19 protein-coding genes and 1 tRNA gene are annotated in these 22245 nt (G+C 63.9%); 11 read left to right on the top strand and 9 right to left on the bottom strand.

The window, feature by feature from the left end; genetic code table 11:
• Positions 1-91 precede the first annotated feature (91 nt).
• Positions 92-2161 (top strand): EAL domain-containing protein, encoded by a 2070-nt coding sequence (locus J5I97_RS11035; RefSeq protein WP_208586530.1) that lies wholly within the window; start codon positions 92-94, stop codon positions 2159-2161.
• Positions 2162-2265: 104 nt separating this feature from the next.
• On the opposite strand, the gene htpX is transcribed toward J5I97_RS11035, so the two are convergent.
• A complete protein-coding gene (htpX, locus tag J5I97_RS11040) occupies positions 2266-3144 on the bottom strand; it encodes a protease HtpX (protein WP_208586532.1) in 879 nt (292 codons plus the stop codon).
• Positions 3145-3241: 97 nt separating this feature from the next.
• Between htpX and gluQRS the strand changes: the two genes are divergently transcribed.
• From gluQRS to phaR, 3 genes are all read left to right on the top strand, one after another.
• A complete protein-coding gene (gluQRS, locus tag J5I97_RS11045) occupies positions 3242-4141 on the top strand; it encodes a tRNA glutamyl-Q(34) synthetase GluQRS (protein ID WP_208586534.1) in 900 nt (299 codons plus the stop codon).
• An 87-nt stretch (positions 4142-4228) separates the two neighbouring features.
• Complete coding sequence (locus tag J5I97_RS11050; protein ID WP_208586535.1) at positions 4229-4969, top strand: beta-ketoacyl-ACP reductase; 741 nt, start codon at positions 4229-4231, stop codon at positions 4967-4969.
• 159 nt (positions 4970-5128) lie between these two features.
• Positions 5129-5707: a polyhydroxyalkanoate synthesis repressor PhaR gene (gene phaR / locus J5I97_RS11055; protein ID WP_208586537.1), complete on the top strand. Its 579-nt coding sequence runs from the start codon at positions 5129-5131 to the stop codon at positions 5705-5707.
• Positions 5708-5757: 50 nt separating this feature from the next.
• On the opposite strand, the gene J5I97_RS11060 is transcribed toward phaR, so the two are convergent.
• The 6 genes from J5I97_RS11060 to J5I97_RS11085 all read right to left on the bottom strand — a co-directional run bounded on the left by J5I97_RS11060 (position 5758) and on the right by J5I97_RS11085 (position 13443).
• On the bottom strand, positions 5758-6723 hold the full coding sequence (locus J5I97_RS11060) for a TraB/GumN family protein (RefSeq protein WP_208591707.1): 966 nt from the start codon (positions 6721-6723) through the stop codon (positions 5758-5760).
• Positions 6724-6751: 28 nt separating this feature from the next.
• Positions 6752-7687 carry a DUF1684 domain-containing protein gene (locus J5I97_RS11065; RefSeq protein WP_208586539.1) on the bottom strand — a complete coding sequence of 312 codons (936 nt, stop codon included), beginning with the start codon at positions 7685-7687 and terminating at the stop codon, positions 6752-6754.
• Positions 7687-9549: a DNA mismatch repair endonuclease MutL gene (gene mutL / locus J5I97_RS11070; protein WP_208586541.1), complete on the bottom strand. Its 1863-nt coding sequence runs from the start codon at positions 9547-9549 to the stop codon at positions 7687-7689. The genes J5I97_RS11065 and mutL overlap by 1 nt, the downstream gene beginning before the upstream one ends.
• A 138-nt stretch (positions 9550-9687) precedes the next feature.
• Entirely contained in the window at positions 9688-11388 is a 1701-nt protein-coding gene (locus J5I97_RS11075; protein ID WP_208586543.1) for an N-acetylmuramoyl-L-alanine amidase, read from the bottom strand.
• 70 nt (positions 11389-11458) lie between these two features.
• Entirely contained in the window at positions 11459-11959 is a 501-nt protein-coding gene (gene tsaE / locus J5I97_RS11080) for a tRNA (adenosine(37)-N6)-threonylcarbamoyltransferase complex ATPase subunit type 1 TsaE (protein WP_208586545.1), read from the bottom strand.
• The gene (locus J5I97_RS11085; RefSeq protein ID WP_208586547.1) at positions 11956-13443 is read right to left on the bottom strand and encodes an NAD(P)H-hydrate dehydratase; all 1488 of its coding nucleotides are present in this window, start codon (positions 13441-13443) and stop codon (positions 11956-11958) included. Before J5I97_RS11085 ends, tsaE begins: the two co-directional genes overlap by 4 nt.
• A gap of 24 nt (positions 13444-13467) precedes the next feature.
• On the opposite strand from J5I97_RS11085, the gene queG reads away from it, so the two are divergent.
• Positions 13468-14535 carry a tRNA epoxyqueuosine(34) reductase QueG gene (queG, locus tag J5I97_RS11090; protein WP_208586549.1) on the top strand — a complete coding sequence of 356 codons (1068 nt, stop codon included), beginning with the start codon at positions 13468-13470 and terminating at the stop codon, positions 14533-14535.
• Between the two features lie 58 nt (positions 14536-14593).
• Positions 14594-15931 carry an exodeoxyribonuclease VII large subunit gene (gene xseA / locus J5I97_RS11095; protein ID WP_208586551.1) on the top strand — a complete coding sequence of 446 codons (1338 nt, stop codon included), beginning with the start codon at positions 14594-14596 and terminating at the stop codon, positions 15929-15931.
• A gap of 279 nt (positions 15932-16210) precedes the next feature.
• Here the strand turns inward: xseA and J5I97_RS11100 are convergent, their stop codons facing one another.
• A complete protein-coding gene (locus tag J5I97_RS11100) occupies positions 16211-18022 on the bottom strand; it encodes a formylglycine-generating enzyme family protein (RefSeq protein ID WP_371885847.1) in 1812 nt (603 codons plus the stop codon).
• Between the two features lie 150 nt (positions 18023-18172).
• Between J5I97_RS11100 and rnd the strand changes: the two genes are divergently transcribed.
• A complete protein-coding gene (gene rnd, locus J5I97_RS11105; RefSeq protein ID WP_208586553.1) occupies positions 18173-19267 on the top strand; it encodes a ribonuclease D in 1095 nt (364 codons plus the stop codon).
• Between the two features lie 170 nt (positions 19268-19437).
• On the opposite strand, the gene J5I97_RS11110 is transcribed toward rnd, so the two are convergent.
• Positions 19438-19614 carry a DUF3606 domain-containing protein gene (locus tag J5I97_RS11110; protein ID WP_208586555.1) on the bottom strand — a complete coding sequence of 59 codons (177 nt, stop codon included), beginning with the start codon at positions 19612-19614 and terminating at the stop codon, positions 19438-19440.
• A gap of 222 nt (positions 19615-19836) precedes the next feature.
• Between J5I97_RS11110 and J5I97_RS11115 the strand changes: the two genes are divergently transcribed.
• From J5I97_RS11115 to J5I97_RS11130, 4 genes are all read left to right on the top strand, one after another.
• Positions 19837-20238, top strand: coding sequence for an H-NS family nucleoid-associated regulatory protein (locus J5I97_RS11115; protein WP_208586557.1), 402 nt, complete (start codon positions 19837-19839; stop codon positions 20236-20238).
• Positions 20239-20328: 90 nt separating this feature from the next.
• Positions 20329-20404, top strand: a tRNA-Ala gene (locus tag J5I97_RS11120).
• A 213-nt stretch (positions 20405-20617) separates the two neighbouring features.
• Positions 20618-21762, top strand: a protein-coding gene (locus J5I97_RS11125; RefSeq protein ID WP_208586558.1) for an IS3 family transposase whose coding sequence is annotated in 2 segments (ribosomal slippage) — positions 20618-20855 and positions 20855-21762 — 1146 coding nt in all. Because the reading frame shifts where the segments join, the coding sequence is not laid out codon by codon here.
• 269 nt (positions 21763-22031) lie between these two features.
• Positions 22032-22208 carry a hypothetical protein gene (locus J5I97_RS11130; RefSeq protein WP_208586559.1) on the top strand — a complete coding sequence of 59 codons (177 nt, stop codon included), beginning with the start codon at positions 22032-22034 and terminating at the stop codon, positions 22206-22208.
• Positions 22209-22245: the final 37 nt, after the last annotated feature.

Raw genomic sequence — 22245 nt, forward strand, 5'->3', positions numbered from 1 at the left:
GCTGAGTCTCACACTGGATGCCGCCTTTTCCAGGCACATGGACGCGCCCGATTACCTTCGTGTATTAAAGCCCGTCGCTAGGGAGCTGCGCATGCAAAGAGGTAAAGATCTCACCCTCCGCCTGATGATCGTCGACGATAGTGTCGAAGGAGCCGAGGCGATCGTGACGGCGTTGCGCAACGGCGGCATTGCGGTGCGTCCGTCTCGGCCGCAGACGCCGGAGGAGCTCGCCAGCATGTTGTCGGGGCAGATCGATCTGGCACTGCATGGGCAGGCGCTGCAGATTCCGATAAATGCATTGCAGCAGCAGATCGCAGGCAGCGGCAAGGATATTCCGATCATCCTACTTGCCGAGAGCATCGAAGAAAATGCGCTGGTCGAGGCCGCTTCGCACGGTATCCGCGCGATTGCGCTGCGCTATCGTCCGGAGCATCTGTTGGCGCTAGTGCGTTCGGAATGGGCCGACCTGCAGGCACGACGCGGATTGCGTCGCATCGAAGCACAGATGCGCGAGATCGAGCGCCGCTGCGACGCGCTGATCGCCTCCTCGCGCGACCCGATCGCCTACGTACACGAAGGCATGCATATCCGCGCCAACGAGGCGTATCTGGAAATGTTCGGCTTCGAGTCGTTCGACGATGTCGAAGGCGTGTCGCTGCTGGACATGATCGCCGCGCAATACGTCGACGATTTCAAGAAATTGCTCAAAGCGCTGTCCAAGGGCGAGCCGCCGCCGGCCCAGTACAAGCTCGATGCACGCCGGCTGGAAGGCGACACCTTTCCGGCGACGATGGAATTTGCCACTGCCACCTACGAAGGCGAGCCCTGCATCCAGGTAGTGTTCCGGCGTCGCGAAGAGTTCGATCCGGAACTGGCGCGCGAAGTAGAAGGTCTACGTCAGCGCGATCAGGTCACCGGCCTGCTCAACCGCCCTACCTTCATGGTGGCGCTGGAACAGGCGGTCGCGCAGGCTGGCCGTAGCGAGAGCCAGTCCGGCTTCCTGTTGATCGAGCCGGACCACTACGTGCGCATCCTGCCGGAAATCGGCCTGGATTCGGCAGATGCCTTGATCGCGGCGCTCGCCGCACATGTGGCCAGCGTGCTGGATGAGAGCGTAGTGGCTGCACGTTTCGGCGAGCATAGTTTCGCGCTGCTTATGAACGGCACTTACGCGCGCACGCATGCGCTGGCTGAAATGGTGCGCGATGCATTTGCGCAGCATGTCTTCAGTGTCGGCGTGCGCTCGGCTACGGTCACGGTAAGCATCGGCGGTGTGCAAATCGGCGAAAAGATCGCCAGCGTGGGTCAGGTGCTCAATCGCGGCACCGAGGCGCTGCGCACCACTGCCGAGCTCGGCGGCAACGCTGTCAGCATCTACGACCCAGCCGCCTCCGATCGCGCCGAAGAAGAACGCATCGAACGCTGGGTACAGCAACTGCGCGAAGCGCTGGTCGGCCAAGGCTTCCTGCTGCATTACCAGCCGGTACTCAATCTGCAAGGCGAGCCGCTGGAGTTGTATCAGGCTTTCCTGCGCCTGGAACGCAATGGCGAGATGATGTCGCCGAACGCGTTTATTGCGATCGCCGAAGAGCACGACCTGATCACCGAGATCGATCGCTGGGTGGTCGCCCGTGCGATCCGCCAACTCGGCGAGCGGCAACGTGCGGGGCACAAGACCCACCTGCTGGTACGGGTCGGTCCGAATTCGTTCTCAGACCCGCAGATGATCGACACCATCCGCGAGCAACTGGCGGTGTACGGCGTGCCCGGCGAGCGGCTATGGCTGCAGACGCCGGAATCAAAGGTGTTTACGCATCTGCGCAATGCCCAGCAGTTTCTGGCTGCGGTGTCGGGAATGGGTTGCAAGGTTGGACTGGAGCAGTTCGGCTCGGGCTTGGATTCGTTCCAGCTCCTCGCGCATTTCCAGCCGGCCTTCCTCAAACTGGATCGCGGCATCACTGGCGAGGCTGGCTCGGCTCGCGAAAGCCAGGAGAAGATCGGCGAGATCACCTCGCGCGCGCAGCCAGCGGGCATTTTGACCATGGCCGAATTCGTGGCCGATGCGCAGTCCATGAGCAGCTTATTCATTGCCGGCTTGGACTACGTGCAGGGCGACTTCGTCGCACCGACCGGGCCATTGATGAACTACGAGTTCGGCTGAGGCCACGACCCGGGCTCTGTTGATCGTCGAAACCGCGTCACAACAAAAAACCCGCATCACGCGGGTTTTTTGTTTGCCATCGGCCAGCAACTGTCGCCGGCAACTTACATCGCAGTGCCATTGGCAGCACGCAGCGCGGCGATACGCTCGGTCAGCGGCGGATGACTCAGAAACAGCCGGCGCAAACCGGCGCCTACGCCGCCGGAAATACCGAACGCCTGCACCTGCGAGGGCAAGGTGCTCTGGCCGTGGTTGAGCGACAGCCGCTCCAGCGCGGCAATCATCTTGCTGCGACCTGCCAGCTGCGCACCACCGGCATCGGCGCGGAATTCGCGGCGGCGCGAGAACCACATCGCGATCATGGTCGCGAACAGACCGAACACCATCTCCAGCACGAACACGCTGATGTAGTACGCAAAACCACGGCCACCTTCGCGGTTGCCCGCCAGCGTGCTGTCGACGATGCCGCCGACCACCCGCGCCAGCACGATTACAAACGTATTGAGTACGCCCTGCAGCAGCGCCATGGTCACCATGTCGCCATTGGCAACATGGGCGATTTCGTGGCCCAGCACCGCCTCGGCTTCGTCCTGTGCCATGTTCTGGAGCAAGCCGGTAGACACCGCCACCAACGCGTTGTTGCGATTGGCGCCAGTGGCGAACGCGTTGATCTCCGGGCCTTCATAGACCGCCACTTCCGGCATGCCGATGCCGGCGGCCTGGGATTGACGGCGCACGGTCTCCAGCAACCAACGCTCGGTCGGCGTGCGTGGCTCAGTGATCACCTGCGCGCCGGTGCTGCGCTTGGCCATGAACTTGGACAGCAGCAACGAAATGGACGAGCCGCCGAAACCGAAGATGGCGGCCATCACCAACAAACCACTCATTTGCTCAGGATTGACGCCCAGCACCGACATGACGATGCCGGCAAGCATCAATACCGCAAAGTTAGTCAACAGGAACAGGAAAATGCGGTTGAACATGGCGTCGTGGCTCCACTCATGCGGGTTGAACTGCAGCGGATTTGCGGCCGTTAGCGCTTGAAATCAAGCGACCACATGACCGACGATTCAGCCGTCCATGCCATCGCCCCTCTACCGCGGCCGCTTCGCGCCCTCCCCGACCGGCCCCCTGCACTTCGGCTCCTTGCTGGCGGCATTCGGCAGTTGGCTACTTGCTCGCCACAGCGGCGGTCAGTGGTGCGTGCGCATCGAGGACATCGACCCACCGCGCGCCGAGCCTGGCGCCTCCGAACGTCAACTGCGCACCTTGGCCGCCTTCGGGCTGACCTCGGACCTGCCGGTGATCCGACAGTCCGATCGCGACACGCACTACACTGCAGCGATCACCAGGCTACTGGACGTAGGTCTGGCTTTCGAATGCAGTTGCAGCCGCGCCGACCTGTCAGGTATGGGCGGCATCCACCACGCCTGTGTGGCGCCGCTGAGCGCGCGCCGGGCGGTACGCCTGCGGGTGACGCCACAAGCGCCGGTCTGCTTCGACGACGCGCTGCAGGGACGTGTGGTGCAGGACGTGTATGCCGACGTGGGCGATATGGTGCTGCGCCGCGCCGACGCTTATTGGGCCTATCAGTTAGCGGTGGTGGTGGACGATGCTGCGCAAGGCATTACCGATGTCGTGCGCGGCGCCGACCTTCTGGATTCCACCCCGCGTCAATTGCTGCTGCAGCGTGCGCTGGACTTGCCGCAGCCACGCTACCTGCATCTTCCGCTGATCCTGGATGACCACGGCCGCAAGCTGTCCAAATCGCACCACGCACCTGCACTTGACGATGGCGATCCACTACCGGCCCTGCATGCTGCCTGGAACGCATTGGGCCAGCTGCCGACGGCGCTGCCGCGACATGCGCAGGTCCACACGCTGCTGCAGCATGCCGTGCAGCATTTTTCGCCGCAGTTGCTGCCACGCTGCCTCAATCTGGAGCTCAACGGACGCGCATCACAGCGCAAGCGTGACTAGAATTGCGACCCAGCACAGGCATCTGGGTGCCGCGCTCGCACCGGTACCGGATCGCCCTGAAGTCTTATCTTGTCGATTGGAGTCGTCATGACATCTCGCGTCGCATTGGTCACCGGCGGCACCGGCGGTATCGGTACTGCCATTTGCAAACGCCTGGCCGACCAAGGGCACCGGGTCGCCAGCAACTTCCGCAACCAAGAAAAGGCACAGGCCTGGCAGCAACGCATGCAGGCGCAGGGTTACGAATTCGCCTCTTTTCGCGGCGATGTGGCTTCGTCCAAGCATGCGCGCACGCTGGTCGACGAGGTCGAAGCATCGCTGGGGCCGATTGAAGTGTTGGTCAATAACGCCGGCATCACCCGCGACACTACCTTCCACCGCATGACTGCCGAGCAGTGGCACGAGGTCATCAACACCAACCTCAATTCGGTCTTCAATGTGACCCGCCCGGTGATCGAAGGCATGCGCAAGCGCGGCTGGGGCCGGGTGATCCAGATCAGCTCTATCAATGGGCTGAAGGGACAGTACGGGCAGGCCAACTACGCCGCGGCCAAGGCCGGCATGCATGGCTTCACCATCTCGTTGGCGCGCGAGAATGCGGCATTCGGGATCACCGTCAACACGGTTTCGCCTGGCTATGTGGCGACCGACATGGTGATGGCGGTGCCCGAAGAAGTGCGCGCCAAGATCGTCGCCGACATTCCCACCGGCCGGCTGGGTCGTCCGGAAGAGATCGCCTATGCGGTGGCGTTTCTTGTCGCGGAAGAGGCTGCCTGGATCACCGGCTCGAATCTCGACATCAACGGTGGCCACCACATGGGCTGGTAGCGTTTGCTGCGACTTTGCCGTGCAACATGGTTTCCCGTTGAAAGTCATGCTGCGCAACATTTTTTTAGTGTCCGATTAAGAAAATAAGGCGTTGCGACTGTTGCAAGCACTGCTGCGGTGCGCCATCCTGCGCGCACTATCGTTGTGAGTGAACGTTCCATGGCCGGACTTCGCATCATCAAGAAGTATCCCAATCGCCGTCTCTACGACACGGAAATCTCCAGCTACATCACCATCGAAGATGTGCGCCAACTGATCATCGATGGCGAAGAATTCGAGGTGCGCGACGCCAAAAGCGGCGAAGACCTCAGCCGCGCGGTGCTGCTGCAGATCATTGCCGACCGCGAACAGGACGGCGAGCCGATGCTCTCCACCCAATTGCTGAGCCAGATCATCCGTTTCTACGGCGACTCGCTGCAGGGCTTCATGGGCAACTATCTGGAACGCAGCATGCAGGTGTTTCTCGATCAGCAGCAGCAGTTCCGCCAACAAATGGGAAACCTGCTTGGGCAGACCCCGTGGGCGATGATGAATCAGCTGACCGAGCGCAACCTGGAGTTGTGGCAGGAATTCCAGCGCAATTTCGGTGCTGGCTTCGGTCGTCCGGGTAGCCCTGGCACGCCGCCGACACCGCCGGCCTCGACCGGCATGGCCAGTGGCCCGATGGGCACCGGCAGGCATGGCACCGCCGGCAACACTACCAGCGGCGCCACCGGCAAGGTCCGCAACCGCGGGTGAGGCAAGCGCTACGCCTTCTTAGAGCGTGAAACGCTCCAAAGCGTATCCATTCAGCGGCCGGCCTGCTCCGCGCAAACCGAGCAGATCCGCTCCACGTGGAAGCCACGTGCACGCAGACGCTCCACCACGCCGTCGTTTCCCAGCAGATGCAACGCACCGACCACCGCCAATGTGGTTCCTCCGCCTTTGCCGAGCCGTTGCTCAAGACGCGGCACCCAGCGCGCATTACGCTCGAGGTTGATGTCCTGATACAGCGCCGGATAGTGCCGGCGCATGTCTTCGGCCAGCTGCGTGGACAGCGTGCGAACATCGCCGCTGCGCCAGGCCGCATGCAACGTGCGAACCTGATCGGTGGCACCGGCCTCGTCCAGGGATTCTTCCAGCAGCTGATGCTGCTCGGTGAGCGACATGCCATCGAACAAGGCGATCTGTTCGTCGGCGCGTTCCAGCCCATCGGCTGGCTTGCCCCTGGCCTGCGCCTGATCCATCAGGTAATGGTCCAGCCCGGCATGGGCATCCATGCCCTGCCTGGTCATTTCGCCAACACTGATCGTCAGGGCCACGAACCACGGCTCCAGCGGCTGCAACGCATCGATCCCCATCCCGTACTTGTGCGCGTAGGCGGTCAAGGCCTGCCAGGTCTTCGCATCCAGCACGTCCTGCAACTTGCGCCCGTCGGTACGCCGCGCCGCCTGCAGCATGCGGATACCCAGTTCCGGTGATTGCGCATCGGAGGGCGGCAGCTCGAAGACCAGGCGGTCGGCCTTGGCGAAGGCCTGCATGACGTCCGCCGATAACGGGTAATCGCTGGCCTTGAGCACATGGAACGAGCCGAGCAGATACAGCGTGCCGCCCTTGCCATCGACCTTCCACAACAACGGTACCGGCGGGCCGACCGGCGTGTCGTTGGCGCCGCGCGCCCAGACCAGTGAGACCGCCCCACTCCACAATCCCAGGCCGATTAGTGCGCCGCCGCACCATGCTGCAATTCGTGTTCGCACGCCTGCTGTCACCATCTCGATGTCCGCCTCAGCCCGCAACACGTCAATGCGGCGCCTTGTAAGCCTTCTCGCCCGCCGCAACAGCCAGATCGATCCGGTTTTCCGGCGGCGGCAATGGGCAGGTCGCGAATGGGGTAAACGCGCACGGCGGGTTGTAGGCACGATTGAAATCGACCACCACATGCCCGGCGGCGTCGGGCACATCAAGGTCAAGGAAACGCCCAGCCGGATAACTGCCGTGCCCACTGGTGCGGTCGGCAAACACCACGAAGATCGGCCGACCGGGTTCGCCGATCGTCTCCAATCGGTACGACTTGCCATCGCGCTCGAATTCGATTGCCCCAGCGTTCGGTTGCTCACTGCTGATGCCGACGATGTCCACGATCGGAATGCTCTTGCCGACAGCATTGGGTACGTAGCGCGCGATGATGCGCCAGGACGGATCCACCGGCCAATAGTCCAGGCCGGCAAAATGCGTGCGCGATGGCGCGCCGGCATGTTTGACCCGCAACGCGTAGCGGTCGCCGCGATGGATCAGGCTCAACACGCCTTTGCCTTCATCGAAGTGGATCAAGGTCGGCTGCGGGTCGCGGTCGGATTGGAAGCGGATCTTGCCGGTCAGCGGCTTGCCGTCGAGCGTGAGTGACGCGCCGCGTTCGGGCACAAACCAGACCGTCTTGCCCTCGGTGGATACCATGCCCATCTTCGGTGGCCCCACCGTCAACTTGATGCCGCTGTCGGCACTGCTGCCGATGTAATGCGCTTGCAGCGATAGCCAATGCAAGCCGACCAGGCTGGTCCAGCCGTCAGGCGCAAGTAGCTCGTTCAGACGACTTTCGCGCCATGCGGCGTTATCGGCCAGAAATGTTTTGTCGAGCGCAACCGGTGCGGCTGGCGGCGGCGCATCGCGCCCGCATCCGAACAGCGTCGTTGCCACCAGCATGCCCAGCAGCCAGCCCCTCCCCCTGTGCACTGCCATCAACGCCCCCTGAGAAACCAACGATCGATATCGCTCAGCGTAAACCGGGCCCAGGTCGGTCGACCATGGTTGCATTGGCCCGAGCGTTCGGTGGCTTCCATATCGCGCAGCAGTGCGTTCATTTCAGGCACGGTAAGGCGGCGATTCGCGCGCACCGCGCCGTGGCAGGCCATGGTCGAGAGCAGTTCATCGCGTGCCGTGGCGATGCGTCGGCTCTGGCCATGCTCGCGCAGGTCGCCGAGTACATCGCGCAGCAGCGCTTCCGGCTCGGCATTAGCCAACAACGCAGGAATGCTGCGCACATGTAGCGACTGGGGACCAGCGCGGGTGATTTCGAAGCCCAGGCTGGCCAGCGTGTCGGCTTCGCGCTCGGCGGTATCGGCCTCGCGCTCGCCGACCGCAAGTGTCATCGGCACCAGCAGCGGCTGCGCATGCAGACCGATGCTGTCATGTGCGTTCTTGAGCCGCTCGTAGCCGATGCGTTCGTGCGCGGCGTGCATGTCCACCACGATCAACCCCTCGGCGTTTTCGGCCAGGATGTAGATGCCGTGCAACTGCGCAACTGCATAACCGAGCGGCGGCACACCGCTGTCTTCCGAGGTTGCCGGAAGGCAGGTGCCAGAGACGTTCGGCATGCCTGCGGGCGGCGGCGGCGCGCTGCTGGGCGGCGGTGCATACAAAGCGCTGTAGGCGGCACGCGCTTCATCCACGCGCAGGCCCAACGGTGTCTGTGAGGGTGTCCAGTTTCCGTAGCCGGTGCCGCTGACGCTGCCGGTTCTGCCGCCGTAGTTTGGCGGGTTGCTCATGCCAGTCGGCGCAGCACCTGCGTAACCAATGTTTTCAGTGCCGATACTGTTCGGCGTCGCGCCCGCACGTGTTTGCGCCAGCGCATCCTGCAAGGTGCGATAGACGAAGTCGTGGATCAGCCGCGCCTCACGAAAACGCACCTCGTGCTTGGCCGGATGCACGTTGACGTCCACGCGCGCCGGGTCCAATTCAAGAAACAGCACGTACGCGGGCTGGCGGCCATGGAACAGCACATCGCCATAGGCCATCTTCACCGCATGCGCCACGCTGCGATCGCGCACCGAGCGGCCGTTGACGTAAAGATATTGCTGGTCGGTACTGGCACGCGAGTAATGCGGCTGCGCGATCCAGCCATGCAGGCGCAAGCCGGCGCCGCTGTGATCGACGCGCAAGGCTTGCCGCGCAAAATCCTCGCCCAGGGTTTCGCCCAACCGCGCATCCGAATACAGATCGCCGGGCTTGTAGCGACGCGAAGGTTTGCCGTTATGCGAGACGCGCAATTCCACATCCGGTCGCGCCAGCGCCAACGAGCGCAGCCACTCTTCGATGTGTCCGAGCTCGGTGCGCTCGGCACGCAAAAACTTGCGTCGCGCCGGCACATTGAAGAACAACTCACGCACTTCGACGGTGGTGCCCGGCGCATGTGCTCGCGGCACGACCTCGCCCAGGCGCCCGCCTTCGATCTCCAATGCGGAGCCATGCTCGGCATCGTGGCGGCGTGAGATCAAGGTAAAGCGGCTGACCGAAGCAATCGATGGCAAGGCTTCACCGCGAAAACCGAGCGTGGCGACGGTTTCCAGATCGTCCAGCGAGGCGATCTTGCTGGTGGCATGCCGCGACACCGCCAGCGGCAATTCGTCCGGGGCGATGCCCCCGCCATTGTCGCGGATGCGGATAAGCCGCACACCGCCTTCTTCCAATTCGATATCCACGCGAGTGGCGCCGGCATCGAGCGCGTTCTCGACCAGCTCCTTGACCACCGAGGCGGGCCGCTCGACGACTTCGCCGGCGGCGATCTGGTTGATCAGAATATCGGGCAACTGACGGATCGCCATCAGCGCGCACTCCCGTGCTGGAAGCGCAAAACTCGGTGCATCGGAGGTGTCACAGGCAAGACGGACGTCGGCACGGCAATCCGGCGGCGCGCAGACGCCGTCATCTAAGGAATCAGTAAGCAATGATAGCCGAGCGGTTCAGCGGCTGCCGCCGGCCACGGTGCCAGCCGCGGCATCGGCTTCGGCCTGCGCACGCGCGGCGAACAAGGTGCCCGGTGGCGGCTGGCGGGTGAAGAAGGTATCGATACCGTCCAGCACCGCCGAGGCAAGCTTGCGCTGGTAAGCCGGATCGATCAAGCGACGCTCTTCGTCCGGATTGGAGATAAACGCGGTTTCCACCAGCATTGCAGGCATGTCCGAGGTGCGCAGCACCGCGAAGTTGGCACGTTCCAGCAACGGCTTATGGTTATTGCCGATGCGCTTGAGGCCACCCAGCACATGCCCGGCAGCATCTTCGGATGCCTTCATATGACCGCTTTGGGCCAGATCCAGCAGCACACTGGCCAGTGTGCTTTCGGTTTGCTGCAGACGTACGCCACCGACCAGATCAGCGGCATTTTCCTTGTCGGCCAGCCAACGTGCGCGCTGTGAGGACGCACCCTTGGTCGACAACACATACACAGACGAGCCGATCGCGCTACGGTTTTCTGCGGCGTCGGCATGAATCGAAATAAAGATATCGGCCTTGGCCGCGCGTGCCTTTTGCGCGCGCATCGGCAGCGGAATGAACACGTCGGTATCGCGGGTCAGGTAAGCCTTCATACCGGGCGTCGCATTGATCTGGCGTGCCAGTTCGCGCCCGACCGCCAGGGTGACGTCTTTTTCGCGCTTGCCGGTTGGACCCATCGCGCCCGGATCCTGGCCGCCGTGGCCGGGATCGATCGCCACGATCAACGGCCGCATACCAGGCGCCATCTTGACCCGCGATGCTTCGCTGGGCAGCACCGGACGTGGCGGGATGTCGTCGTCATCGTTCGCCGCAGCAACGGCGCCGGACGCGGCATTCGGCATGGTTGCGCTGTTATTAGCCGACACGGCAGCGACTGGAGCGCTGCCACCATTCAAGATTGCGGCCGCAGAAGCCCTGCTGCCCCTCATCGCCGCGCCAACCGGTGCGCCCGCAGTGGTGACGGTGACGCGGTCAGGAGTGTTGCCGGCAACGCCGGCCGGCGCTGCGGTGTTGGTTGTCACCGGAGTGGTACCTGGGCGTGGCGTCGGCACGCCGGTGGCGACGGCGATCGGTGCAGGTGCGACGGTAAGCATCGCCGATGCGGGCACGTACGGCGCAGGCAGCGGCGACGGCATGGATGAAGCACTCTGCGCAGAAGCGGCCAGGGCTGCGGTAGCGCGCGCGGCTTCGGCCTGCACGTTGACCGGCCGCGGTGTCGGCATGACCGCGGACGCGGTCGTCGTGGTGACCACCGTAGAGGCAGCCGGCACCGGATCACCCGGCCATTCGATCACCAACGTCGAGGTGCTGCCGAGCGTCTGCATCTGCGGCTTCAACGCTGTGACCGGGGTTGCCAGTTCGAATACCACGCGGAACGTGCCCGGCACCGGCTGACCCGTGCGTACAGAGCTCACCAGCCCAGTAGCGGGCGGAAGCTTCAGGCCGCGCATGCCAGACGAATCCGGAAAATCCACGACCAGGCGGTTCGGGTTGGCCAGCGACAAGGTCCTGAACCCGCCGCTGCCAGCCAGCTGAATTTCTGCACGCGTACCGGTCGCGCCAGTGCTCACACCAACGCCCTTGATTTCGCCCGCCCACGCAGCAAAAACCGCCAGGCTCAGGCTGGCGGTCAGAACGGAAACACAAAATTTGCGGATGCCCGGTGTCATAACGCTGGATTCAATCACCCAACAGTTCGAAACGCAAGGTGATTTCCCTTAATAATCCACAACCTGGCGTTCATTCTTCTTGTGCGCTGGCAAAAAGAGGCTGCAACTGCTGCTGCAGCGCCAATCGCTCCAACCAGCTGCGTCCGGTGTCGCTGCGGCCCAACAGCCGGACGCTTCTTCCCTCGCCTTCGACAGCCAGTTCCACGTCCAGATCGACCTGCGGCAACGCACCTGCGCCGCGCTCCGGCCATTCGATCAGCCACAGGCTGGCGCTGCCCTCGTCGAGCCCGAGAAAGTCCAGTTCGCCGGCATGGCCGATGCGATACAGGTCCAGGTGCCAAGCCTCATCGCCACTGCTGAGCGGATAGCGCTCGACCAAGGTGTAGGTGGGGCTGCGAATGGGTCCGCTGACGCCGAGTGCGCGTAACAGCGCGCGGGCGAGGGTGGATTTGCCAGCACCCAAATCGCCGTGCAGCTGCACCACCGCGCTGGCTGGACGCACCCAAGCCAAGGCCTGGCCCAGCGCTTCGGTGGCCTGCGTATCGACCAATTGTGCGTCGAGTTGGCTCATGCAATAGCTCCAGCGTTGGCAAGGCGGCGCAGTTCGGGCAGTAGATCGGTCGGCAGCAGCCCGCGTTCGCCGTCGCGCGCAGCCGCATCGCCAGCGCAGGCGTGCAGCAAGGCGCCAAGGCTGGCGGCATCGAACGGCGGCCAGCCCTGCCCCAGCAAGGCGGCGATCACGCCCGTCAACAGGTCGCCCATGCCGCCGACCGCCATGCCGGCGTTGCCCGCATCGATGATGCGCGGCACGGCGCGCGGTGCGGCGACCACGCTGCCGGCGCCCTTGAGCACCACTACCGCGTCGAAACGTTTGGCCAGCGCGTCGGCAGCGGCCAGGCGATCGCGCTGAACTTGCCTGGTCGAAAGACCCAGCAAACGACCAGCCTCGCCCGGATGGGGGGTCAATACGCGCAAGCCTCGCGTCGGTATTTCGTTGACGGCCAGCAGATTCAACCCATCGGCATCGATGACAACTGTGGTGTCCGACGCCAGAACTGCGCGCCACAAAGCCTGGGCCCAGGCGTCCTGCCCCAGCCCGGGGCCGAGTGCGACCACATCGGCGGCATCGGCCAAGGCGGTGATATCGTCGTCGGCCTGTACCGCGCGCGCCATCGCCTCGGGACAACGCGCCAGCAGCGGCGCCACGTGCTCGACCCGCGTGGCGACTTGCACCAGTCCTGCCCCGCTGCGCAATGCAGCCTCGGTGGTCAGCATGATCGCGCCGCCGCTGCCAAGGTTGCCGCCAACGCACAGCACGCGCCCGGATTCGCCCTTGTGCGTATTGCGTCGACGCGGGCGCAATTGCGCGGCCAAGGCGTCGATGTCCCAGCTGTGCGCGGCCGGCTTCAGCCCATCGAACGCAAAGTTCGGCACGTCCAGCGAGGCAGTTGCACGTTCGCCGGCATGCTCCAGCGCATCGCCGGTGTAGAGCCCGATATGCGGCACGATGAATTGCAGGGTGGCCTCCGCGCGCACCGCGGTACCCAAGGCCACGCCGTGATCGGCATCGATACCACTGGGAACATCCAGCGCCAATACCGGCATGCCGGCCGTGTTGATGGCCTCGATCAAGGCGGTTGTGTCTGCATCGGGCGCGCGGTTGAGACCGATGCCGAATAACGCGTCGACTATCACATCCGCTTGCGCCAGCGGATAGGGGAATAATTCGATCGCGCCACCCACGGCCAGATAGTCGGTGCAAGCGCGCTGCGCCAACTCCGACGCCGGACCATGCTCGGGCAGATGCACCACGCGTACCTGGCGCCCGGCCCGCTGGGCCAACCGCGCCAGTACGTAGCCGTCGCCACCGTTGTTGCCGATACCGCACACCACCACGATGCGGCGCGCCTGCGGCCAGCGTTCCAGCAACCATTGCCAGGCGGCCTGCCCGGCGCGTTGCATCAAAAGGTAGCCGTCGCCGCCGAGCAACGTGGTGGCCTGCGTATCGAACATGCGCGCGGCAGCAGTGTCGTAAAGATCGAGCGGTGCGTACATGCCGGAAATTCTATACTTGTCGCCATGTGTGCCGTCCTTGCCCGCCCCGATCCCGACGATTCCGCCGCGCGCATCCGTGCGCTTGCGCGCGAAGCGGGCTTTCAACGCTGCGGCATCACCGGCATCGAGCTAGGCGAAGACGAAGAGCATCTGCGCAGCTGGCTGGAACAAGGTCTGTACGGCACCATGCATTGGATGGCGCAGCATGGCGACAAGCGCTCGCGCCCGCAGGAGCTGGTGCCCGGCACCTTGCGCGTGTTGTCGGTGGGCATGGATTACGGCCGTAAGGACGACACCGAAGCCTGGAGCGCCTTGCACGACGGATGCCGTGCCTACGTGGCGCGCTATGCGCTGGGGCGCGATTACCACAAGCTGATGCGCAACCGGCTGCAGAAACTGGCCGAGCGCATCCAGTGCGAGATCGGCGCGTTCGGCTACCGCGTGTTCGTCGATTCCGCACCGGTGCTGGAGCGTGCATTGGCGCGCAATGCAGGGCTGGGCTGGATCGGCAAACACACCTGCCTGATCGATCGCAACGGCGGCTCATGGTTCTTTCTGGGAGAAATCTACCTTGACCTGCCGTTGCCCATCGATACCCCGGCCACTGCGCATTGCGGCACCTGTACGCGCTGCATCGACATCTGCCCGACCCAGGCCATCATTACCCCGTATCGGCTGGACGCGCGGCGCTGCATCGCCTACCTCACCATCGAGCACGATGGCGCGATTCCCGAAGACATGCGCAAGCCGATCGGCAACCGCATCTTCGGCTGCGATGATTGCCAGTTGATCTGCCCCTGGAACAAGTTTGCCCAGCGCACCGACGAGGCCGATTTCAGCGCCCGCAACGAGTTAGATGTAGCCACACTGCCGCAGCTGTTTGCGTGGGACCAGGACGAGTTCCTGCGCCGCACCGAGGGCAGCCCGATTCGTCGCAGCGGCCACGAGCGCTGGCTGCGCAATATCGCGGTGGGTCTTGGCAATGCGCCGCGCACGTCGGCGGTGCTAACGGCATTGGAAGCACGTCGCAGCGACGATTCGGCGCTGGTGCGCGAACACGTCGGCTGGGCGCTGGCGCAACACGGTCTGTGATATCCGGCTCGGCTGATTCGCTCACGCACGACCGTCGCCGCTACGGGATAATGCTGCGATGGTCACCCGCAACGAACAGATCCTCACCCCCAGCCAGCTCAACACGCTGGCGCGCGACCTGCTGGAAGGCAGCTTCCCGTTGGTCTGGGTGGAAGCAGAGCTGAGCAGTGTCACTCGCCCGTCCTCCGGCCATTTGTATTTCACGCTCAAGGACGCCCGTGCGCAGATCCGTTGCGCTATGTTCAAACCCAAGAGCACCTGGCTGACGTTCCAGCCGCGCGAAGGCGTGCACGTGCTCGCGCGCGGACGCCTGACCCTGTACGAAGCGCGCGGCGACTACCAGTTGGTGCTCGACCATATGGAAGAAGCCGGCGAAGGCGCCTTGCGCCGCGCCTTCGACGAACTGCGCGCGCGCCTGGCAGCCGAAGGTTTGTTCGATACCGGGCGCAAGCAGCCGCTGCCTGCGCATATGCGGCGCCTGGCGGTGATCACCTCGCCCAGCGGTGCGGCAGTGCGCGATGTGCTCAGCGTGCTGTCAAGACGCTTTCCGCTCCTGGAAGTGGATCTGTTGCCCTCGCTTGTGCAAGGCGACAGTGCCGCCGCGCAGATCACCTCGCTACTGCAGCGCGCCGATGCGTCCGGGCGCTACGAGGTCATCCTCATCACGCGCGGTGGCGGTTCGCTGGAAGATCTGTGGGCGTTCAACGACGAACGCCTGGTACGCGCGATTGCCGCCGCGCAGACGCCGGTGGTGTCGGCGGTGGGGCACGAGACCGACTTCAGCCTCAGTGATTTCGTCGCCGATATGCGTGCACCCACGCCGTCGGTCGCGGCTGAACTGCTGGTGCCCGATCAACGCGAGCTGGTTGCGCGCGTACGGCGTGCGCATGCACGCATTGCCCAATTGCAACAACACGTGCTGGGCAACGCGATGCAGCGCGCCGACCGGCTTGCCTTGCGGCTACGTGCGCACAGCCCGCAGGCGCGGCTGCAGCTGCTGCAACGCCGCCAGGAAGACGCCGGCCGCCAGCTGCGCGCGCGCATGAGCCAAGCGCTGGAGCGGTTGCAGGCACGCGTGCAGCGTGGGCATGCGCAACTGCAATCGCACAACCCGCAACGCAATCTGGTCCCCTTTCAACAGCGCCTTCGTGCACTGCATCCACAGGCGGCGATGCAACGCCGTTTGCAGCACGATCAACTGCATCTACGCGGGCTGGTGCGTTCGCTGGAAGCGGTCAGCCCGCTCGCCACGGTAGCGCGTGGCTATGCCATCGTGACCCGCCCCGGCGATGACAGCGTGGTGCGTAGCGCTGCCGAAGTGGTTGCCGGCGAGCGCCTGCGTGCGCGGCTGGCCGATGGCAACATCGAGGTGCGTGTCGAGCCCGCCGGAGACTGAGTGCGGCTGTCAAAACGACTACGCTCACCGTCAGGCGGGCACAGCCGGTGCTCGGTGCGGGATGGACTACGTGTACGCGGCGATTCCTTCAGACCGCCACGCCCAACGACGACTGCTCGCCAGGCCTTGCTGCCGCCCTAACCAGAGGCCAGGCGTCTGTGCTGCATGCGCTGCCATGTCCTGCATCAGCAGCCCGGCAAGCACCACCGGATCATGATCCAAGTGGTGTCCGCCTGGACACGCCAGCACCTCTTGATGGCAGCTACACATCGTAAGGCGCTAGATGCCGCGCGCCAGACGAAAGCCGATGCGTGCGCTGGTGGTATCCGAATCCTGCGACTGCCGCCAAGGCGTGCGCGTCTGCTGTGGGGAGTTGGCCCAGCTACCGCCACGGATCATGCGCTGCCGGCAGCCCGGGTTGAACCATGCCGCGCCGTCGGTTGGTGCGCGGCGGTAGCTGGCGTGCCAGCAATCGGCCACCCACTCACTCAAATTGCCGCCCATGTCGCGCAGGCCCCAGAGATTGGCGCGGAAACTGCCGGCCGGTGCCGGCCCCCAGAATCCATCGTCGTAACCGACGAATCCGTTATTCCAATGCCGGCCGCTGGGCGAGACATCATTGCCGCCGGTGAAGTTACCTGCATCGGCCGGGGGCGAACGCGCGTTTCCCCATGGATACCGCCCGGTGGTACCGGCGCGCACTGCGTATTCGAATTCGGCCTCGCTAGGCACGTGGTAATGGCGGCCGGTCTGTTCCGATAGCCACGCCGCATAGGCCTCCGCATCGCGAATGCTGACGTGCATCACCGGGCTGTTGGGCGCGGCCTGTGCGCCGTTGTAGTCGGAATGCCAATCCACACCGCTGCGACGGATGAAGTTGCCGCTACGTTCGTCATACACCACCGAATGCCCGCGCCGGGTGGCACGCGGCCGCGCGCCGGTGGCTTCGACGAACTGGCGGAACTCGGCCACCGTCACTTCGGTGATCGACAGCGCAAAGCCGCGCGCGAAGCGCACGTAATGCGCGGGGCGTTCGTTGTCGGACGCGCCCGGTTCGGCGTCGCCCGCGCCCATCTGAAATGCGCCGTGCGGAATCACGATCATCTGCGGCCCGCGTCCGCCGACTTTGAGCCCATCGGTGAATACCTGCCCTGGGCAGAGGCTGCCGTAGTGGGTGACCAGCTCCAGTCGGCGACGCAGATCGCCCGCCACCGGGTCGCCGGGGTCGGCAATGCGCAGCACCTCGGCCAGTTTCTCGCCGGCCGGCTTGAGTCCACGCGGGGAGATCAGGTCGTGCAGACCGGCATCGTGCAAAGCAGCGATCTGCGCACGGCGCATGCGTTCCACCCGGGCGCGCGCATCGGCAATGGTGGGCGCACGGTCGCGCACTTGCCCTGCCATCTGCAGCCAGTAGCGCGCACCGATGAAATCGTGCGCCTCGGCCGCCTGTTCGGCGCGCGCCAGCAAACCGCTTTCCACCGCCGCCAAGCCCTGGCGCGTGCGCAGGTTGTCGGGATCGAGTTGCGCGGCATCGCGAAAATTCACCAGTGCGCCATTGCCATCTTCGCCTAGCCGTCCGCTGCGCAGATCGTCCTCACCGGCACGGTTGAAGCTGAGCACGCGCTGCGCAGTTTCAACCTTGTGTTGCAGTGCACGCACCTTCGGGTCTTGCGGGGCGAGCGCCAACGCAACGATGGCAAGTTCACGCGCCTGCTCAAGCACATCGTCCTGGCTCTCGGTCTGTTCGATCAAGGCCTCGCCGCGTTCGATCAACCGGCCGCGCGCCTGCTCCAGTCCGCGGCGACTGCCCGCATCCTTGCCATCGGCACGCTGTTCGATCGCCAGATATAAGGGAATCGCATCGTCGGCATCGCGATACAGCCGGTCTTCCTGCAACGCCTGGTCCGCGCGCTTGCGCGCCTGCGCCAAGGGTTCATCGCCCAGGTCCACTGCCGGCGGTTGCCATTGCGCCACGCTCTCGGCGAATTCTTCGCCGCCGATCGACACATTCGGCTTGCTCGGCGCCGCCGCGACCGCCGGTTGCGGCGTGGCAGAAGGCGCTGGCGCCGGTGCACGCGAACAGGCGCACATGCTTAGCGCGACCAATGCCCACGCTGCCATCCGGTTACCGCAATCGCCCACCACCTGCTCCTCTCCAGATGCTCTGCCGCACGACAGGCGATCGCGACGTTAGGCTATTCTGCGCGTTCTGCGCAAACTCTCGCTGTTGACGGAAATCACGTGCCCCATTGGACCACTCACCCCTCCGAGCTGACCGAACGCATAAAAGCATCGCGTCCGTCCCGCATTGGCCTGGATACCGAGTTCATTCGCGAACGCACCTACTGGCCGAAGTTGGCGCTGGTGCAGATGGCCATCGGCGAGGAGATCCTGCTGATCGACCCGCTGATTCCAGGCATGAACGAGGCGCTCAAGGAGTGGTTGACCGCCACGGATATCGTCAAGGTAATGCACAGCGCCAGCGAGGATCTGGTCACCTTCAAATGTGCATGCGAGGTGTTGCCGCGGCCGTTGTTCGATACCCAGATCGCTGCGGCGCTGGCCGGTATCGGCGGTGGCATGGGCTATCAAAAGCTGGTGCAGGAAGTCACCGGCACCTTGCTGACCAAGGGTGAGACGCGCTCTGACTGGATGCGCCGCCCATTGTCGCCTGCGCAGTTGGAATACGCGGCCGACGACGTGCGCTATCTGTTTGCCATCCACGACGAACTCACCCGCCGCCTGACCGAGCAGAACCGCTTGAGCTGGTTGGCCGAAGATGCCGAGCGCCTGCTCGCCACGGTCGAGCACGACGATGGCGAGCGCTGGCCGCATGTGAGCCTGCGCACCGCGCAATTTTTGGAGCCGGCCGCGCAACGCCGGCTGCTGCGCTTGCTGCGTTGGCGCGATCTGCAGGCGCGGCAAAGCGACCGCCCGCGCAGCTGGATCCTGGACAACGAATTGGCCAGCCAGTTGGCACGCTTCCCACCCGCCGATCTGGACGCCCTGTTGCGACAGTTCGACAAGTTTCCCAAGGCACCGCGCAAGCTCGCTTCCGCGGTGTGGGAGGTGCTCAATACGCCGCTGCCCGACGAAGACGGCGCACCGTTGGCGCAGGCTGCCACTGACGGCACCAAGGCAGTGCTCAAGCGTCTGCAGGATACGGTCGCGCAACGCAGCCGCGAGCTCGGTTTGCCGGACGGTCTGCTGGCCTCGCGCCGGCATCTGGAAACCTTGATCGAACAACGCAGCTGGCCGGCCGCGCTCGGCCAATGGCGTCGCGAGGTGCTGGAAGCGCAGGTGATGCCGTTGCTGGATGACGCTGCGGCGTACTGATTGCACTGGCTACGATGCCAAAGCCCGCGGCGATGCGGGCTTTTCGCTTGTTGGCCTGCCGCCTATAGACCGCCGCACTTCAGGCATGACCTTGCCCAGCTCCGATTCGCGGATCTTGTCCAAGCTGGGCTTGCGGCGGTATCCGCTCGGGCTCATCGCAGATGGCGACTCTACTTGCCTAGGCGCTCGCGCACGGTCGGGATGACCGGCACCGCCTTCTGCACAGCAGCGCTGAGTGCAGCGACACTGATGCCAAGGGTTTTGGTCCAGTCCTGCAGCTTGTTAGTTTGGTTGACGTCGATACGGCCGCGGTCGGGCGAGCCGACGTTGTTTTTGTGATCGCGCATTACATGCTCCCGTATCGTAAAGGTTGAGTTTGCTGACTCGACCGCTAAGCTGGGCAACGCCCGCAACGACAATGCACAAGCAACCGAGCAGGTCCCGTGAAAGGCATGTTCACGCCCTGTGCTGGCATCCGTCCGCAACAGCCGCCCCTCGGGCCGCATGCCATAATGACGAGCGCCCCTAGGGCAGCGTCTCCACTTCCTTTATTCCGAGGCCATACCTTTGTGAGCAATACCTCTTCGAAACTGGATTCCATCGCACAAGCCAAAGCCAAGCTGCTGGAAGAACTGCACAAGCTGGAGGAACAGGAGAAAAACGAGCGAGCTAGCGAGGCATCCTCTGCGCATGCCACCATCGTCTCGCTGCTCGAGCAATTCGCTGGCCACTTCAATACCAAGCAGCGCAACGACATTGCCGCCTACCTGGGCACCGCCAATGTACGTAAAGAAGCTGCCAAGAGCGGCCGTAGCGAAGTGAAGCCGAAGTATGAATTGCCGCATACCGGCGAAACCTGGTCCGGTCGTGGCCGCACCCCGAAGGCCTTCGCTGCCTGGGAAGGCACTGTATCGTACAGGGAATGGAAGGCCAAGAACCCGGATCTGAAGTTCCCGCTGATCCGCGAGTGATTGCATACAGATCGCGCCAGTGCGGCGCGATCTGCCGCCGCCGGCCCGCCTTGGCGAACTGCGCGGCATGTGTTTAGAATCCAAGCACGTGGGGCGGTAGCTCAGCTGGGAGAGCGTCGCGTTCGCATCGCGAAGGTCGAGGGTTCGATCCCCTTCCGCTCCACCATCTTTCCGTCCTAGACGGTGCAAACGAGGCCAGAAAGTCCTGCGACATAAGGCTTTCCGGCCTTTTTTGTTTCCGAGGCAGTCTAGCCGAGACCGCGCAAATCCGGCGGTAGCTGACGGTAATTTTGGCGGTAGCGAGGGCATCCCCTACTGATACGCCCAGGGTTCCGTAGACATCTCAAGGCCATGGAAAATGGCAGATTCGGAGGTGTCCATGAGCAGCAAGCGGTATACGGATGAGTTCAAGTTCGAAGCGGTCCGACAAGTGACCGATCGTGGGTTCAAGGTGGCAGAAGTCGCCGAGCGACTGGGTGTGACCACGCACAGCCTCTACGCCCGGCTGCGCAAGTTCGGCAAGCCTTGCGTGGTGCAGCGCGCCGAGGTGGACCAGAGCGCCGAGGTTCGGCGGCTGAAGACCGAATTGCGCCGAGTCACCGAGGAGCGCGACATCCTAAAAAAGGCCGCCGCGTACTTTGCCAAGGGGTGAAGGCAAAGTACGCGTTCATGCAAGACCATCGCAGGGAGTTCAGGCTGTGCGCGATGTGCCGGGTGTTGCGGGTGAACCGGGCGGGTTATTACGCGTGGTTACGCTCGCCCGACAGTGAGCGCGCAAAGGAAGACCAACGCCTGCTGGGAGTGATCAAGCACCACTGGCTGGCCAGCGGCAGTGTGTATGGGCATCGCAAGATTGCCAAGGATCTGCGCGATCTGGGGGAGCGTTGCAGTCGCCATCGGGTGCATCGGCTGATGCGCGCCGAGGGGCTGCGTGCTCAGGTGGGCTATGGCCGCAAACCGCGCTTCCATGGAGGAATGCAGTGCAAGGCGGCGGCCAACCTGCTTGATCGGCAGTTCGAGGTGACTGAGCCGGACACGGCCTGGGCGAGCGATTTCACCTTCATCCGCACGCAGGAAGGCTGGATGTATCTGGCTGTGGTGATCGATCTGTTTTCCAGGCAAGTCGTCGGCTGGGCAATGCGCGATCGGGCCGATACCGAGTTGGTCGTGCAGGCCTTGTTGTCTGCGGTCTGGCGGCGCAAACCCAGCGCTGGTTGCCTGGTTCACTCGGACCAAGGGTCGGTCTATACCAGCGATGACTGGCAGAGTTTCCTGGCGTCCCATGGCTTGGTGTGCAGCATGAGTCGGCGTGGCAACTGCCACGACAACGCACCCGTGGAGAGCTTCTTCGGCCTGCTCAAACGCGAGCGGATCAGGCGGCGGATCTATTCCACCAAAGATGCCGCACGCACCGAGGTGTTCGACTACATCGAAATGTTCTACAACCCAAAACGCCGTCATGGTTCAACTGGCGACCTGTCGCCTGTAGAGTTCGAGCGGCGCTACGCGCAACGAGGGTCCTGAGTGTCTACGGAACCTTGAGCGTATCATGGTAACAGCACTCCCTACGCCGAAAATACCTATTGCATTACAGTCACTTGCAGGTATTAATCGGGAGCCTTACGCCCATCGAATCGATCATGCGAGCCTCGGAAACGTCATGTTCCCGGGGCTCGTCGGTTTTGGGGCTGCGCACCGGCCCTTCGCGTCGCGCCTGCAAGGCAATACGACCATGGCGTCGGTATCACACTGCGCACACTAACGTCTGCCCAACCACACACCGGATGCAAGCCATGAACAACAAAGAGAGCCAACCCGACCCCGTCGCCGACGACGCGCATGGCGTGACCGAGAGTCAGCAGGGCCGCAAGCAGGACGATGCCGCCAAACAGCGCCCGGGTCAGGAAGACTTGAAGGTGCATGACGAGCACAGCCGTCGCCCCGAGGGGAATGCTGTTCAGGGGAAATGACCTGCCGCAGACCTGGCGCGTTGAGGCTGATTTGCAG

This window comes from Xanthomonas fragariae, from assembly GCF_017603965.1.
Taxonomy (GTDB): domain Bacteria; phylum Pseudomonadota; class Gammaproteobacteria; order Xanthomonadales; family Xanthomonadaceae; genus Xanthomonas; species Xanthomonas fragariae_A.